The sequence below is a fragment of the Paenibacillus sp. FSL R5-0908 genome, from assembly GCF_038006245.1.
Taxonomy (GTDB): Bacteria; Bacillota; Bacilli; order Paenibacillales; family Paenibacillaceae; genus Paenibacillus_AQ; species Paenibacillus_AQ odorifer.
Genome location: NZ_JBBOUV010000001.1, coordinates 4455299 through 4471996 on the forward strand (window position 1 = coordinate 4455299; position 16698 = coordinate 4471996).

General features: G+C 44.2%; 13 protein-coding genes. 3 read left to right on the forward strand and 10 right to left on the reverse strand.

What is annotated here, in order from left to right:
• Positions 1-32 precede the first annotated feature (32 nt).
• The 5 genes from MKZ09_RS20295 to MKZ09_RS20315 form a co-directional block, all read right to left on the reverse strand.
• Complete coding sequence (locus MKZ09_RS20295; RefSeq protein WP_076200691.1) at positions 33-1532, reverse strand: arylsulfatase; 1500 nt, start codon at positions 1530-1532, stop codon at positions 33-35.
• A 15-nt stretch (positions 1533-1547) separates the two neighbouring features.
• Positions 1548-3443 (reverse strand): family 20 glycosylhydrolase, encoded by a 1896-nt coding sequence (locus tag MKZ09_RS20300; RefSeq protein WP_076200690.1) that lies wholly within the window; start codon positions 3441-3443, stop codon positions 1548-1550.
• 121 nt (positions 3444-3564) lie between these two features.
• Entirely contained in the window at positions 3565-5196 is a 1632-nt protein-coding gene (locus tag MKZ09_RS20305) for an extracellular solute-binding protein (protein ID WP_076200689.1), read from the reverse strand.
• A 57-nt stretch (positions 5197-5253) separates the two neighbouring features.
• Positions 5254-6153: a carbohydrate ABC transporter permease gene (locus MKZ09_RS20310; RefSeq protein WP_076200687.1), complete on the reverse strand. Its 900-nt coding sequence runs from the start codon at positions 6151-6153 to the stop codon at positions 5254-5256.
• Positions 6154-6177: 24 nt separating this feature from the next.
• Positions 6178-7146, reverse strand: coding sequence for an ABC transporter permease (locus MKZ09_RS20315; RefSeq protein ID WP_076129727.1), 969 nt, complete (start codon positions 7144-7146; stop codon positions 6178-6180).
• Between the two features lie 250 nt (positions 7147-7396).
• Between MKZ09_RS20315 and MKZ09_RS20320 the strand changes: the two genes are divergently transcribed.
• Both MKZ09_RS20320 and MKZ09_RS20325 read left to right on the forward strand, forming a co-directional pair.
• Positions 7397-8836 (forward strand): response regulator, encoded by a 1440-nt coding sequence (locus MKZ09_RS20320; RefSeq protein ID WP_076200684.1) that lies wholly within the window; start codon positions 7397-7399, stop codon positions 8834-8836.
• Positions 8823-10601: a cache domain-containing sensor histidine kinase gene (locus MKZ09_RS20325; RefSeq protein WP_076200681.1), complete on the forward strand. Its 1779-nt coding sequence runs from the start codon at positions 8823-8825 to the stop codon at positions 10599-10601. The genes MKZ09_RS20320 and MKZ09_RS20325 overlap by 14 nt, the downstream gene beginning before the upstream one ends.
• Before the next feature lie 81 nt (positions 10602-10682).
• Here MKZ09_RS20325 and MKZ09_RS20330 read toward each other — a convergent pair whose 3' ends face one another.
• The 5 genes from MKZ09_RS20330 to MKZ09_RS20350 form a co-directional block, all read right to left on the reverse strand.
• A complete protein-coding gene (locus MKZ09_RS20330) occupies positions 10683-12071 on the reverse strand; it encodes a sulfatase (protein WP_076200678.1) in 1389 nt (462 codons plus the stop codon).
• Between the two features lie 106 nt (positions 12072-12177).
• Positions 12178-13011: a helix-turn-helix domain-containing protein gene (locus tag MKZ09_RS20335; RefSeq protein WP_076133866.1), complete on the reverse strand. Its 834-nt coding sequence runs from the start codon at positions 13009-13011 to the stop codon at positions 12178-12180.
• A 39-nt stretch (positions 13012-13050) separates the two neighbouring features.
• Complete coding sequence (locus MKZ09_RS20340; RefSeq protein WP_081388870.1) at positions 13051-14028, reverse strand: formylglycine-generating enzyme family protein; 978 nt, start codon at positions 14026-14028, stop codon at positions 13051-13053.
• 35 nt (positions 14029-14063) lie between these two features.
• A complete protein-coding gene (locus MKZ09_RS20345) occupies positions 14064-14597 on the reverse strand; it encodes a chromate transporter (protein WP_076133867.1) in 534 nt (177 codons plus the stop codon).
• 11 nt (positions 14598-14608) lie between these two features.
• Positions 14609-15271, reverse strand: a complete 663-nt coding sequence (locus MKZ09_RS20350; protein ID WP_256719118.1) for a chromate transporter — start codon at positions 15269-15271, stop codon at positions 14609-14611.
• A gap of 186 nt (positions 15272-15457) precedes the next feature.
• On the opposite strand from MKZ09_RS20350, the gene MKZ09_RS20355 reads away from it, so the two are divergent.
• A complete protein-coding gene (locus MKZ09_RS20355; RefSeq protein ID WP_076200675.1) occupies positions 15458-16657 on the forward strand; it encodes an ROK family protein in 1200 nt (399 codons plus the stop codon).
• Positions 16658-16698 lie beyond the last annotated feature (41 nt).

Below are 16698 nucleotides of genomic sequence, written 5' to 3' on the forward strand. Positions count from 1 at the left end.
AACCTGAAAGTTCAGGTTGCCCTACATTATGATTATTTTCCCAATTCGGATGCCTTTAGAATATGAGAAATTGGGCGTCCGGCAATCCATTCGCCGTTGTTTACAAACCCTTCCTCTCGTCCCTCCAGCTCGTGAATAAGACGCTCTCTCCATTCATTTATGCGCTCGAATTTATCAATACAGCCTATCGCATTAACCTTCTCTGAGGGGTCTGCCACTAAATCAAAATACTGTTCTTCCCCTGTCTGAGAATACCAAATAAACTTCTCTCTTCCATCCGTTAAGAAGTGGTGGGACTTTTCTCCATAAGCTTGTTCCCCATGAATATATGACCGCCACAATGTCTGATCTCCCCTGCACAGCGGCAACACACTTTGCCCTTCTACTGCAACTGGTATATGGACGCCAGCAGCTTCAAGAAATGTGGGCATAATATCGCGAAGCTCTACAATAGAATCAAGCCGGGAGCCGGCAAGAAGTCCAAGCGTTTCTCCCGGATCAAACACTATGAAAGGAATCTTAGCACTTCCTTCATAAGGAAGAGATTTGCGGAAGTAATGGTGATCTCCCATCATTTCACCATGATCAGAAGTAAATAGAATCAAAGTTTCATTTAAAACTCCATACTCCTGCAGCCCATTGATCAACCTTCCAATTTGGTCGTCAAGATGCGTAATTAGCGCGTAATACGCGGCACGGGCACGATCCAATTTGCGCTTTGGCAAATGAGTAAACGAAGAAGTTGGATCCTTAGCTCCGTTTAAGGCCGTACTCTCGTCCACCCAGTCTCCGACTGGAGGATCGGGAAATTCCAAGTCCTTATACATATCCAGATAACATTGTGGCGGATCCAAGGGGGAATGCGGGCGAACGAAGGAAGACCATAAGAAAAATGGTTTCCCAGGATCTCTTCTTCGCAAAAAGTCTAGTGACTCGGTTACACACCAATTCGTTGGATGCATCGCTTCTGGCAAGTGCCAGGGGCGGGCAACCGTTGAGGCGTTGCAATCGAGGCCTAAGTCAGTGATATCCGAATTGGCATCAGTTTGTCTTCGCAGCCACTGCAAATAATCGTCCACTTGATCATAGTGTTCATCATGAAACGTTTTGCTCTTATCCCGATTGTAGTGAAGATATCCATCATGAAGCACCACATTATGGAATCCACATAGATTACGTGCAGGATACACATGCATCTTGCCAACACACTGCGTATGATAACCAGCTTGAGCAAGCTCTCCGGCAATCGTATGGGCGTAATTCCATTCAACCTTATCCTGATAACCAACCCGCCCATGTGATCTCTGCCCCATTCCTGTCATGATAGCAGCCCTGGCGGGAATACAACTGGGGGTAGCCGAATAAGCGTGCTCAAATAAGATCCCCCTTGATGCCAGAGCGTCCAGGTTGGGTGTTTCAACGACGGGATGTCCCATAATGCTTAGGCAATCAAAACGCATCTGATCTACGGTGATAAGCAGAAGGTTAGGCTGATTTGTGCCCTTTTGATTGTCCAGATTAGTATCAATCATAACCTCACCCCCTTCTTAAACCCCAGCGATCACGGATGGTGTTGCAATCGTGTGCCATAAATTCGCACTTATCGCCCTGGGGTCACCCTCGTCAACAAAACCGTCGAACGTCAGAAGCTCCTCTTCTAATTCAGCAATCTGGTCCACGTTCCCTTCGACATAACGATTGATTCGATGAATCGCCGTTCTGATTCTCTCAAGCATTCCTCCCATACGAAGATCAAAGACATCAAGACCAAATACCTTATTTTCCAGCTCCCATTGCACTCGATAGTCGTCCATGAATTGTCGGGCCAAATCAGATAATTGTGGCAAAGTCACCTTGGCAAAGTGAGCCAATTCCTCAACATTCCCTCGATGATAAGCGCCGCGTATAGAAATTCCGATTTCGCTCTTTATTTCGAGCAAGCGACACAAGCTGGCTTGTACAGAGAATAAGGATTGCCAAGGCGAATTGCGTGTGATCGCCTGTTCGAGCTTTTGTGCACTTTGCTGATAATGCTTCGAATATGCGCTAGGAATAACATGTCGATCAAACAAACCACACAAAATATCTTGATAAAGCAAGTATTTAGCCGGATTGATAGAACATCCCCCCGGTGCCGAATTACCCGGAACCAGGTTGGCCGCATCAAGTGCCATAAAGTCATCATAATTGCCTTGCACACAGCTCCAGAATCTTTCTTTGACATGGTTCTCCACGAAACATCCCGTGTAGCAGAGCTCCGCCCAAAGTTGAAGGGTAGGAAGAACCGAGAAAACGGAAGCTTCAGCGCCATTATCTCCCCATGCGGTAATCAACACTTCTTGAATTCCATGCTTAACACAGCTATCATGAGCCAGCAGACTGACATGGCGACTGAATTCATTGTTTGGAGTGAAGCCCATCCATTTCCAAGCACCACCTGCAAATCCAATATGATCATTCAGCTGCTTATGTTTGCTTAACATCCCGTCGTATTTCTCCTGCGTTTCCGAATAATAATCCCAGTAGATCAAGGTAACATCTTCAGGAATCAGCTTTACAATATCAGGGCTAATTGGACTTTCAGCATCGTAGTATTCTCCGGAACTGGCCAGACGGAAAAACATGTCGCTCCACATCATCGTCTGGAAACCATATTTTCTGGCGATCTCCATAACAGTGCTAAAGTGTTTTAACATTAATGAGGATCGATCCTGATACCCATGCTTATCCAAGTATTTACCAAGTCCCATCATATGAGCTTCGTCCATCCCGATATTTATGCGGCGACTGCTTACATGAGCCGACATAAAAGCAAACATTCGATCAATTAACTCATAAGTTCTGGGATCATCAATAAGGAGAATATCCTGGAAATCCACAAGCTGTGCATGTGCCTGCCATTTCAATGCTTGGCCGAGATGGGCCAGGGTCTGAATACAAGGAACCAGTTCTATGCCAAATAACGCGGCATACTGATCCAGCTCCCGAATTTGATCTCCAGTATATCGGCCTCGCAAATAGCCGAAATAAGGGTATCCCTCCAGTTCGTAGGTGTCTTCCGTATACAACTGAACCGTTGAATATCCCATAAGCGCTAAACGCCGGATCAATTCCTTATATCCTTGATAGTTAAGAACCGCATTTCGCGAACAGTCTACCATGAAGCCTAACTGTTCATAAACCGGCCGTTCATTAATTTCAACTCGTTCTCCACGGCGTACGTTCTCAAGAAATCGGCTGAGTGCCCGGATCAACTGATGTTCCTGTCCATACGCAATGGTGACCTGAGCCTCATCGTAAGATATTCGAAAGCCCTTCCCTTGCTTAATACAATTCACTGGTATCCCTGAGCGTTCCATTCGTATACTCAATATTCCCGCTACTTCTGAAACTGCTGCTAACTGTTTCTCGGTTAATCCCGTCAAGTGAATGCTAAGTTTCATAAACTTTACCCTCCCAATCTTATAAGTATGCGGTCAGTAGCGCCGCACAGTCTAAACCATACTTCAAATAATTAAACGGAAGATCCGGGCTACTTCCGCCCGGATCTTCTCTATCCATCCATTATTCAATACCTTGTTCCTTGGCCTTCTCATTTACTTCCTCTATCATTTTATCAAGGCCTTTAGCCTTATAATCGTTCACAATGCTATTCCAGTAACTCTCAACGGGTTCTTTGGAAAGCATGATCTTAAGCAAATCATCATGGTCAAGCACAGTAAATTTATCCTTTGTTGGGGTGGACATATAAGTTAACCGAATGTCGTATTCTGGCACCTTTGTATTGTTCTGAATCCAGTCGATGTAATCGACAGCTTCTTTGCGGATTCCTTCGTTAGCAATCGTCGGGTTATCCATGTTATAGCTATCTGAAGTTTCATAAGCTACCAAATTCTTCAGAAATCTGCTAGCTGGATACTTCTCATTTAATGAACCCTTTTCAATGACAACCTTCTGCCCATTTTCGAGCTTATAATCTACACCTTCGATGCCATAAGTCAACAGATCCTTGCCTTCAGGAGACAACACATAATCATAGAGTGCCATGATGCGATCCATTTTTTTATCGTCAATCTTATTGCTGAAATAGCTTTCTGACCAGTATGTTTTAAAGATAGCATGTGAACGTTCACCATCAGGACCGATAAGCGGCTTGAGCGCCTTCACGCTCTCCGTCATATCCTTATCCGGATAAGCTGTTTTCCAGCGTTTTTCATACATATCGCTATTTAAATTTATGAAACCTCCACCGCTCAGGAGAGCAGCTGCTTTGCCTGCTACGAAATTGTCATAGGACTCTGCTGGTTTAACAAGCGCGATGTCTGGATCGATCAATCCTTTTTCGTACATATTCTTCATGTTTTGCAGCGCTGGCAGCGCATTTTTAGAGAATACAGCAGGGATAAATTTCCCATCCTCTTTGATCCATTTAAAATCACTTCCGCTTCCATCACTAGTAGCAACCGGGTTGCCATACAACCAGAAGAATCCGCCCAGCATCTTGGTAGTTGTCGTCGTAAGACCAGTAACATGCTTGCCTTCCGGATCCGACTTTACGATTGCATCAAGCATGGCTTCAAACTCTTGCCATGTCTCTGGTTCTTTGGTGATCCCAGCCTTTTGAGCAAGATCCCAACGATAGAAAACCATACGGTCCAGTGCGCTCCAATCGACACTCGGGAACATCCGGCGAGGTACAGTATAATACTTTCCATCTACTCCTAATCCTTTAATATCTGGCGATTCGAAGTATTTTGCAAGATTTAGATACTTTGAAAGATCCGGGAGCGCTTTAACAACGCCTTGATTCACCCATTTGCGCTGATATTGCGTACCGACGGCGTCGATCGCGAAAATGTCTGGCAATTGGCCGGAGGCGGCCCACATTTGAATCTTCTGGGTATAGTCATCCCAGGACAAATTGACAGGTTTTAGTGTGATATTGAATTTCTCCAATACTTGTTTAGCGATCGGGTCCTTTTCGATGTTAGCAATCTCGGCATCCGCATCCCAAAACCCAAGAGAAATAGTCATTGGATCCTTGTAAGGATTATCCGTGGAGTTAGTAGAATTCGGAGTTGTTTCACCGTTTGAACCAGCCTGCCCTTTGCCGTTATTGCCTCCACCGCAAGCCGTGAGTACTGAAGCCAACAAAGTTATACATAATGCCAATGTCATTATTTTCTTTCTATGCATGCTTGAAACCTCCCTTTATACTATTTTAGGATAGAATCAATCTATTTAAAATCTTTCTTATCCTTTTATTGAACCCACCATAATGCCTTTATTAAAATGCTTCTGCAGGAACGGATAAACAACAATAATCGGAATACTCGAAACTACAATCGCTGCCATTTGAAGTGCAGGTGTGTAGACCTTTCCCGTCTGCTCCTGCTCGGCCATCGTTTGTGCCATTTGGCTTAGCAAGGAATTCGAAGTAATAAGTGTCTCCCGTAGATAAATCTGAAGGGGTGCTTTTGCAGCGTCACTGATAAAAATCAGCGCATACCACCATTCATTCCATCTTTCCACAGCATAGAACAAAGCAAAAGTCGCCATGAATGGAGCAGAGATTGGAATAATGATTTTGAAAAGAATGTACAGATCATTCGCCCCGTCCAGCTTAGCCGATTCTTCCAAGCTTTCTGGAATGGTGTTGAAATAGTTTTTCATAATGATTAGATAAAACGTATTGAGACCCGCGGGGATGATCATGACGAGTATATTGTTTACGAATCCTAGATCCTTAACGACTAAGTAAAAAGGAATTAAACCGCCATTGAAAAACATAGTGAACAAGATCAAGCTAAGCATTATGTTTCTGCCGGGCATACCCCGCTTGGATAATGCGTAAGCTCCCGCCACAGAGATTGTCATGCTGAACAACACGCCAACCACTGTTACGATGACAGAATTAAAGATGGAAGTCCAAAACTTCATATCCTGAAGCAAAAGCTTGTAAGCGGACAGGTCAAACGAAAGCGGAAAAATATAAAAGTCGCTTTTGCTAATCGCTTCGAACTTTGCCACAGAGATAATAAGAACATTATAGAAGGGAAAAAATGTTACTATTGCTAGGAGCCCCAGCACCACGAATGCGACGATATCGAAAACACTCCAATTTTTTCTCTTTTTAACCGTTGTGTCGGTCACTTGCTTCTCCCCTTTTCCTGCAGATTAATACAGTCCTTCCTCGCCCATCTTCTTAGCGAACGTATTGGCCGCCCATAAAAGGATTAGGCTGATAATGGACTTGACGACACCCACGGCGGTCATATATCCAAAGTCTCCTCCAATCGTGAAGGAAGTCCGATAAATGTAAGTATCGATCGTGTCGGCAACCGAATATACCGGCGAACTATACAGGTTGAAAATTTGCTCGAAGCTCGAACCTTGGGTTAGTAGTTGTCCAACTTGAAGGATTAGCAGGACTGCGACTGTACTCTTCAAACCTGGCCATGCGATGTTTAGCAAACGGCGAAACCGGTTCGCTCCGTCCACTTCAGCCGCTTCAAACAGCTCAGGATTGATCCCTGCCAGAGCCGCCAGGTAAATGATTGAATCCCAACCGATCTCTCGCCACACATGCGTGATATACAGAACGGGTCTGAATGCACTTTCATCGACAAGAGGAGAATTCGGATCTCCACCAAACAGCATGATGATCTGGTTATAAATCCCGTCCTTGCTTAAAATATTGATAATAATCCCCGACAGTACAACCCACGATATAAAATGCGGGAACGTCAGGATCGTCTGAAAAAAACGCTTCATTTTTGTCCTGGAAAACTCATATAAAACAATCGCCAGGATAATGGGCATCGGGAAATGAGTGACCAGCTTCATCAAGCTGATAATGACCGTATTCCAAAACGCCTTGCGAAAATCGGGGTCGGTCAGCAGCGTTTGAAAATTCTCCAAGCCAACCCAAGGACTGCCCAGAATCCCCTCACTGTAATTAAATGTTTTGAACGCTAGCGTTACACCGTACATGGGAGCATAGCTGAAGAGGGCGTACCAGATTAACACCGGTAGAACCATAAGGTAAAAATACTTGTACTGTAAAATCGTTTTTCCTAAACTTTGCTTTGGAGCACGAGTTTTTAAGCTTCGTTTAGGCGTACGAGCGGTTACAGAATCAGCCAATCTTCTCCCCACCTTTCTGTATGAGATTATTTATACTTGTAAGCGATTTATATGGTAAATTATATCGGGAGTGTAAATTCTCTTGTATAGAGAATACAACTCCGATCATGTGGATTTTTCACACCTTGGCGGGTGACCTTCCCGTGGCACGTAATATCGGACATAGTGAGCGTAAAATCGTCCATACCCCCCTTGGTCCACAATCGCTAGGATAAATCTAAGAGCTCTATAAAGAGAGGGGGATTCACTTATGCGTTCAGTGATTATTGCAGATGATGAGAAGTGGATTGTAGAAGGAATTAAAGCAGGAGTGAATTGGAAGAAATACGGCTTTGAAGTGATCGACGATGCCGAAAACGGGCAAGAAGCCCTTCAATTAATTCAATCGCTTCGCCCCACCCTTGTTCTAACAGATATCAAGATGCCTGTTATGAATGGACTAGAGCTCATTCAACGTGGCAAGGCCATCGCGCCTGATACGATCTTTATCGTACTCAGCGGACATGCCGAGTTCGCTTATGCACAAAAAGCAATGAATTATGGTACTTTCGGATATTGTCTCAAACCCTTTGAAATCGAAGAAATTGAAGGAATGCTCAACCGAATAGCCCAGCAACACGATTCCAAGACAGTTAAAGAACAACCTATCCACGACTTCGAACTTTATGAAGCGGTTTGTTCCGGAGATCTTGAACGAATTAGCTTATGGTTGGATGAGAAGAAAATACCCTTGTCGAAAGATACCCCTCATATCCCCATTGTTATCCAAGGGTTAAGTTCACCTGTAAATGCCGGGCAGTTCTCTTCCCTGGTCTTCCCAATGAGCCGGCGTCGGTATGGTTACTTATTAGAAGAGTGCCAATACGAAGTCTTCCTCCAGGGCATTGAACAAACAGAAGTTGTACAAGAGTGCGGGGTAGGGATCGGGCCTCCTATTTCGGATATACACCAATTGGATGCGTCTTTAGAGTCCGCCTCTCAAGCTGCTTTCAATATGTTCACAACGGGGAAGCCCGGATGTTACCGGGTAAATTCACAACAGGAGATACCGGTCGACGAGAAGCTCAAAGAGATTTCCCGGATTCTTCATAATAAAGACCGGCTCGGTTTCATAGCAGCCATGGAATCGATAAAGAAATTATTCAAAGAGGGAACGTTCACCATTAAAGAAGCTTATTTGCTCTATACATCGATCCTCTACTTATTTCCTCGGGAAGGGACTCGGGTTAGCGGCCGTTTTTTTGAAGGCTATGAACAGCTCTATTATCGGTACGGTACGGCTGAAGCTATGATCGATGATCTGATTCTTATGACACTTGATATTTTTATGAACAGAAACGAATCTGATATTTCACGAATCTCAAACCACAAAGTCAAAGAAATTATGTTATACATCCACAACCATTTCAATCAAGAAATTTCGATCCAGCATTTAGCCAATCAGTTTTTTTTAAGCCCAAATTATTTATGCCAATTATTCAAAAAAGAGGTCGGCGAGACCATCATCGAACATATCAGTCGTTTACGAATTGAATACGCTTGTAAAATGCTGATCGAAACCAACCTTTCCATTTACCAAATCGGTGAGAAATGCGGTTTTCAGGATTATTTCTACTTCACACGAATTTTTAAGCGGCATCTCAAAATGACACCTACACAATATAGGGAACAAAACAATGAAGACATTTAAGAGACTATCCATCCGTACTCAGGTTTTGCTATTCGGGTTATTTATTGTTGCCATTATCCCAATCATCGTTTCACGAGTCTACCAACTATCAAGCGAAACTATCATTAATCAAAATACGCAATACAATACGGAGCTGGTCTCCCTTCTCAAGCAACGGATTTCTGACAACTATGCCAACGTTTCTTCCATGATGATGAATGTGGGTTACGATTCGACCGTTCAAAAGTTCCTAGTCGAGAAGGATAAGCTTCGAGTCTACGATTTATCCCAAAAAGTTGAAGGATTGTTGAGCATCGCCCGAAATATGAACACAGACATCTTAGATATTATTGTTATCGGTAGCTCAAACACACGTATTTCCTTAGCAGGAAGAACAAAATATGCTATCGATCTTATGAAAACAGCTGAGGAGGATGGAATCGTTCATTATCGCGGATACAGTCCTCCAGACAAAGTCATCGACAAGAGAAAACTGCTTTTCGGAATGAACATCTTCGCTTCAGGTGACACGTCCCTATATGGTGAAAAAATTGGCTATCTCGCAGTTATTGTAGATATGAAGGCCATTCAAACTGAAATTTCTGAGTATCCCCGATTGGTCGGAACCAGCTTTTTTATGATGGATGATAAAGGCATGATCTACTCTAATAGCAATGAGCCGGAGGATATGCTCCAGCAGTTTCAAACTCGGGCAACTGGAAGGGATGGAGAGTCCATCGTCAAGACAGTTCATGGACAGAAATATGCCATTCAGTCCTTTAGCTTACCGGAGATCTCTGGAAAAATCATAACCGCTGTTCCTGTCCATAATTTAATGAAAGAACTGGAGAAATTGAAGAAGGTCAGCTATGCTCTTCTAGCCTTAATCTTGCTGGTCGTCTCTATTCCTTATTCTGTGCTTATGATGAATCTCTTAAGGCCGTTGTCTAGACTTATGCGCTATATGAATCAATTAAAGGGCGGAAGTCTGGGGATATTGAACAACAAGGTCGATTTAAAGGGCTATGCTGAGATTGAAATCATCTCCCGACAGTTCAACGATATGACCACACGGATCCACGATTTGACGGACCAATTAATCGATGCTTCAACTCAACTTTATCTGACCGATCTGGAAAAGCAGCGGGCGGAATATTCGTATTTACAAAGTCAAATTAATCCGCATTTCTTAAGCAATACTTTAGATACAATCAAGGGCGTTGCTATCGTAAAAGGAAATCGGGATATCTTCGAGATGACTACCGCCTTAAGCACAATGCTCAAGTACAGCATCAAAGGCAAAGAGGAGGTAACACTTGGGGAAGAGCTGAAAATCGCGGAATCTTGTGTGAGGATTTACCAAGGCCGTTTCCCCGACAAATTTACTTACAAGTTGTTGTGTCCACAGGAATGGTTACACATTCCCGTGCCTAAAATGATCCTTCAACCTATTGTTGAAAATGCGCTTGGTCATGGGCTTGAGGCACAAGGACAAGGAATTTTGCTGATCTCCGTAGAGAAAAACGAAGCAGGGCTGCTTGAAATCGTGGTAGAAGATAATGGTGTAGGCATCGATCCAACAAGACTGGAACAACTAACGGAGTTGCTGGCTGGTAAGAATATAGAATCAGGCGATCATATCGGTCTCCTAAACGTCAATAATCGTCTAAATCTTAAATATGGGGATCCTTGCGGTGTTCTGCTGTACAGTAAGGAGGGTAGCGGGACGAAGACCGTTTTGAGGCTTCCCGGATCTTTAATAGATCCACAAAAAGCGAGAACATAAATAGGGAGGTTGCCCATTCAGGGCAACCTCCCTTTCATATGTCTTTCATTCGCCGCATTTTCTAGGATATTATTAAGCATTCTATAAGGATGAGCTCAGATACTCTTTCGCATGGTAGGGTCCACCTTCCATAAGTACCGTCCATAATGGATCGATATCACAATCCATGGAGCTCATCATATTATCATGCCATTCATTCAACAAATAGACAGCCTTCATACAAACGTCTTTACGCACTTCGGCGAGATTATGTTGTTCATAAGGATCGTGCTTCAAATCAAACAGCATTTCTAGCGGGAATCCATGGTGTCCGTCATGATAGGTTCGTATATATAACCAATCCGCAAACCGGACGCTGCGTTGACACACATGCGCGCATTGTGAGATTACGAGATACTCACGCCCTCCCAAATCCCCCTCCAGAATGGCTCCTGCATAACTTTCACCATCCCAAGAAGCAGCCCCTTTCAAATTCAAAAGGCTTGCTAATGTTGGGCCTAGATCAAGGTGATAATGTAGCCCCTCCTCCACGATTCCCTTCTTGCCCCCTGGCCAGCGAACAATCATCGGAATACGGCAAGTCGCCTCGTCTGCTGTGCCATGTTCGGAGTAAATTCCTAGTTCACCCAGACTCTCTCCATGATCCGCAGAGATCAAGATAGCCGTATCTTCCATCACGCCAAGTTCTCTCAGCTTAGAAAAAACTTTCCCGAGATGCTCGTCCAGATACTTAACTCCAGCATCATAGTTGTCAAAGATAACACGCAGGTCATCACGGTTCTCTATCTCCTGCTGATGCCTGAAATGCTGCTGATAGTGCGATTTCGCGAGCGTATTCATATCTTCAATACTATGCTGCCCCTTCTTATTTCGGTGAAGCTCAAACGCGTCTTCCGTGATCCAATCGGGTAAAGGCTCCTTCTTGAACGGATTACCGTAGCTCTCAGGTGTACGATAAGGCGTATGCGGATCCCAGAAATTCAGGTGCAGAAACCAATTTTCGGACTCCCCATTATCCTCAAGCCATTTAAGTGCCACTGGAAGCACCTGCTCTGCCGTCTCATGCCCTCTGCCACCAACATTAAACACTTCTTGGAACCCGGCGTTAAAGGTCCAAGCCGAGTGTCGTTCGGAGAAGGTGCTGATCGATGCGGTTTTCATCGCCGCTTGCCTTAATATAGCCGGAAGGCTCTCCATCCCCAGACGGTCATTGAATTCACGTTTGGCTCCTTCTCTACGCATATCAGCAGCGGTTCCGCCATGCCCTACAATCCCATTATGAATGCCAAATCGCCCCGACATTAAAGCAGAACGAGATGGCAGGCAAGGAGCATCTGAACAATAGTAGTTGGTAAAGGTGACACCTTCTTTAGCGATTGAATCGATATTCGGGGAGGTATTCCGATGATAGCCATAACATCCCAGATGGTCCGGGCGAAGCGAATCCAAATCCAAATACAAGATTCTCATGAGTTATTCCCTGCCTTTCCTATTCATCGAAATGGTTACGCTCGATTCGGGCAGCTTAGAATGATCTGCTCATGCTTATAAGAGTAAATGAATATGGAAAGCTCCGCTATGGAGTAGCGATGTTTGTTTTTGTAAATTCGATACTTTTCCGGTACTCTGCCGGCCCCTTGCCGTATTCGCCACGAAATACCCTGCTGAAGTGTGAAGCATCATAATAACCACATCTCTGGGAGATATGCTCAATTGTATAATCCGTATATTCCAGCATTTGTTTAGCTTGCTGCAGCCGCAATTTCCGCAGCATTTGCATGGGTGTCAGTTTATATATTTTCTGAAATGCCCGGCTAAAATAAACAGGATTCATATGATAGAGCTTGGAAAGCTCCTCTCTACTAATCTCCTGATCAAGCCTCTCCTCCATATATTGCAACGCTTCGTTAAAGCGGTCCGTGATAAAGGGATCTCGTGAAGAGCGGCGCCCGCCAAGCTTGGTACTCTCCATAATTTCATAAAGAAGAAAAAATGCCAATGAACCGACCTGAACATTCCTGAAATCATCTTCCTCCTGCAACCACAAGCTTCGCAACTCGTCAAACCTTCGCTCATATTCGCTTCGATCCCGGACCCGAATCACCTTGCCTAAAGGGAATAACTTAAAGAAGTCATCCCCGTCTTTAACTTTAGCGTTAATATTAAACAGATAATGTATACCATCCGTTTTGGAGATCACATTAAAAGGCTCGTTAGGACGGTGAATCATCACATCTCCGGCAGAAGCAACATATTCTCCTTCCGAGGATGTCGTCAATACCTCACCTTTTTGGATATAAGAGACGGTATAACAAGACTGGACATAATCGAACAGGATCCGCTTCTGATATTGAATCTTTAGGACGTCCAGCACGCTGATGTCAAACTGACTATGGATGATAGAGGACAAGGAAGTTCCTCCTTCTTATGTAGTAGTCGTAAAAGTGCTCTAACCTGTATAATCAGCCGCACATCGAAAGCCAATATTTCCGGCAGAGCTGTCTGGAGTATTTTTGCTTCTAGCCGCCACCCGATAACGGTTGCAGTAAGATTTATGGCATAAATACGATCCTCCGCGCATCGATCTTGCGACACCACTTACTGGACCTTTCGGATTCACGGATTCGGAAGATAAATGATAGTCCTTAGTAAACCAATCCGCGCACCATTCCCACACGTTCCCTGACATATTATAAAGACCATAGCCGTTAGGCTGATAGGACCTTACAGGTGCGGTACCTGCAAAACCATCGCTGGCATGATTTTTATCGGGAAACTTTCCCTGCCAAATATTGCAGCGATGCTCTCCGCCTGGTTTTAATTCGTCCCCCCAAGGATACCGTTTCTGAACCAGTCCTCCTCGTGCGGCATACTCCCACTCCGCTTCCGTAGGCAGACGTTTACCAGCCCAGCGACAATATGCATCCGCATCATGCCATGATAGGTGAATAGCCGGATGTTCAAGTCGTTCATCTACTTTGGAATCCGGACCTTCAGGATGACACCAATCCGCTCCCTCCACCACCCACCACCAGGGGGTTTGAGTGGCTACTTGGGTCACCTTTTTCCCTGTCTCCATGGAAACAAAAGAATGAAACACGTATGACCATCCAAAACGTTCCGCATCTGTAACATAGTTTGTTTCCTTGATAAAAGCAGCAAACTGCTTGTTCGTAACCGCCGTTGCATCCATCAAAAAGGAAGATAAGGTAACCTTCCTAGTCGGCCCTTCTCCATCTGCGGGGAACCCTTCCTTATCATCCGTCCCCATAAGAAAAGTGCCTCCAGGGATAAGGATCATATCCGAGAAACCTTTCCCCCCTGTTACTCCTTGAACCGTTGTGTTCTCCTTACAAACATCAATAGATTCTTGTTTCGCGACTTGATTTCGACTAGCTGAACAACATGCCCGTATATTCTCTGACATGATTTACCTCCAATCTGGGATCGTCCCGGCTCTGTCTAAAAAAAAGCTACCCCAAGAATGCCAGAGGCAACGATGATGGTGAGCGGATGCAGCTTATATTTCATTAAACCATAAAGTGCAGCGAATACAATGATCAACATGCCAAGGGTCTGCCAAGTAATATAAGTATGTTCCACGCTATTTAAGCCAAAACGAATCGCAGCATAGGCAATCAAGCCTGTAATCACTGGCCGCAAACCATAAAATAACGTTTTAATCCATTGACTATCCCTCACCCGATAAAAGAAGACAGAAATAACAATGATGATTAAAAATGAGGGCAGAACCATGCCTAATGTTGACACAATCGCTCCTTCCATTCCGGCTATACGATATCCGATTAAGGTTGCACTGTTCGTCGCAACAGGACCAGGTGACATCCCTGCGATGGAAACTACCTCTTGAAATTCCCCTTCGGATAACCAACCCCCAGCCATGGCTTCATGCTGAATCATCGGAATGATGGCGTACCCTCCTCCAAAAGAAAGAAGGCCAATTTTTATAAAAGTGAAAAATAAACTCCAAATCACATCGCTTCCCCCTAGATGTAATACTCCGGATAATTCGACTCTTCATCAGAAGCTTTCAAGGACTCCTTCTCCGTTCGAACTTGGAGCCCTAAGAGCTGTTTAATTTGCAGATATACAAACCCAATACATAAACCAACTGCAATCACGTAAATGGGATTAATTCCAAAAACCAGTAAAACAACCGGTATAACTAACGCCGTAACAGCGGTAGTCTTGTCAATTATAGCGTTCTTGGCCATTCGATATGCAGCTAATAGGATCAAGGCAATAACAGCACCATTTATCCCTTTCATAGCGGCAATGACTTTTGGCTGGTCGGCCAGTTGGGAGTATACGGCGCTAAGCAAACAAACAATGATAAAGGTTGGAATCGTTATCCCTGCGATTGCAGCAATCGCCCCCTTCACACCAGCAAGACGATAACCAATGAATGCCGCTGCATTTACACCTACACCCCCAGGTGCAGCACCAGCTAAAGATAGAATTTCATCCATTTCCTCTTCACCCAGCCATTTTCGTTTAGCGGAAATTTCCCGTTCGATCATAGGGATCATCGCATAACCTCCCCCGAAGGTTACAGGACCAATTCGAACAAATACCCAAAACAACTGAAAAAGTAGACTTATCCTCAGATCTGTATTCGGTATCATATCTGTTTTCATAGTTGTTCTCATGGAATCCACCCTTTTATAATCTGTCGTAATTTCATTATATCACTTTTTCCCAAAATGGAATTAAGTTTTTTGAACGGTAAAATACAACCAAGGGTTTATGAGTTATACTATATTCATGTTAATAAATACAAACTATATAAAAAACGATCTTACAAGTTCATCCTATATATAGCTTGGAGGTATATCGTGGAAAAGCGCTCGACACACATTCCATCACCCAAAAAACTTCTATACGACCGAATCGCCGAACAAGGTACTGTTTCCAAGTTGGATCTTCTACAGACATTTTCACTTACCAAAAGCACAATGACCCGGATATTGGATGAGATGACGGAAGAAGGCTTGCTGATAGAAAGCGGATTTGGGGAATCTAGCGGAGGCAGAAGACCTATTTTATACCAGATTAATCCTTCCTACGGTTATATAATCGGGTTAGAGATCTCCAGGGTGTATTCTTCTCTTGGTTTATTTGATATGCAAATGAACCCAAAATCAATTGTTCACTGGCGAATGGATCAGGCATTCACACCTGAAAGATTTATAGATCATATCAGTAATCAAATACGCGCTTTCCTTCGGGACCATCAGTTAGTGGACAGTCAAATCATCGGGATAGGAATAGGGGCTGTGGGGCCACTTGATCGGGAACATGGTTTGATCCTAAAACCGCTGCACTTCCCTTCTTCAGGCTGGAACAATCTGCCGATTTGCAAACTGGTGGAGGAACGGACGGGGTTCAAAGCTTGGTTGGACAACGGTGCCAATTCCGCATTGCTTGGGGAACGATGGTCTATCCGTCACGCAAACATTCAGCATATGCTTTATGTACATGCTGGAGCAGGACTCCGGTATGCGATGATGTCGCATGGAAGTATTGTTCATGGCACAATGGATATGGAAGATGCAATCGGTCAAATGATCATCCAGACAGATGGACCCCGATTAAATCATGACGGGAACTACGGGGCTCTGGAAGCATTTGTATCTGTGCAGGCCATAGAACAAAGTGCACGCTCGGAGGCGAAAATGGACAACGATCTGATCCTCCAAAGATATAAAGTGGCGCCTGAGAAGCTGACTTATGATGTATTGGTACAAGCCTTTAGAGACGGTAATCCACACGCGCGTGAATTATTTACCCAAGCTGCCAGCCACTTCGGGATCGGGCTCGCCAACGTTATCAACCTATTTCATCCAGAGACCATCATTCTAGGTGGTGCGCTCATTCACTCTCACGAGTTGTTTTTCCAAACAGCGGTAGAGGTGGCACAAAGAAACACTTACCGTTATTCTGAATACCAACCTCACTTCTCCCTAGGTATATTAAAAGAAGAAGCTGTGGTGACGGGTGCGGCAATAATGGCGAGAAATCATATGGTACTATAGCATAACAAAAAGGTTGTTCCCAATCCTTTGCATGACTGTTG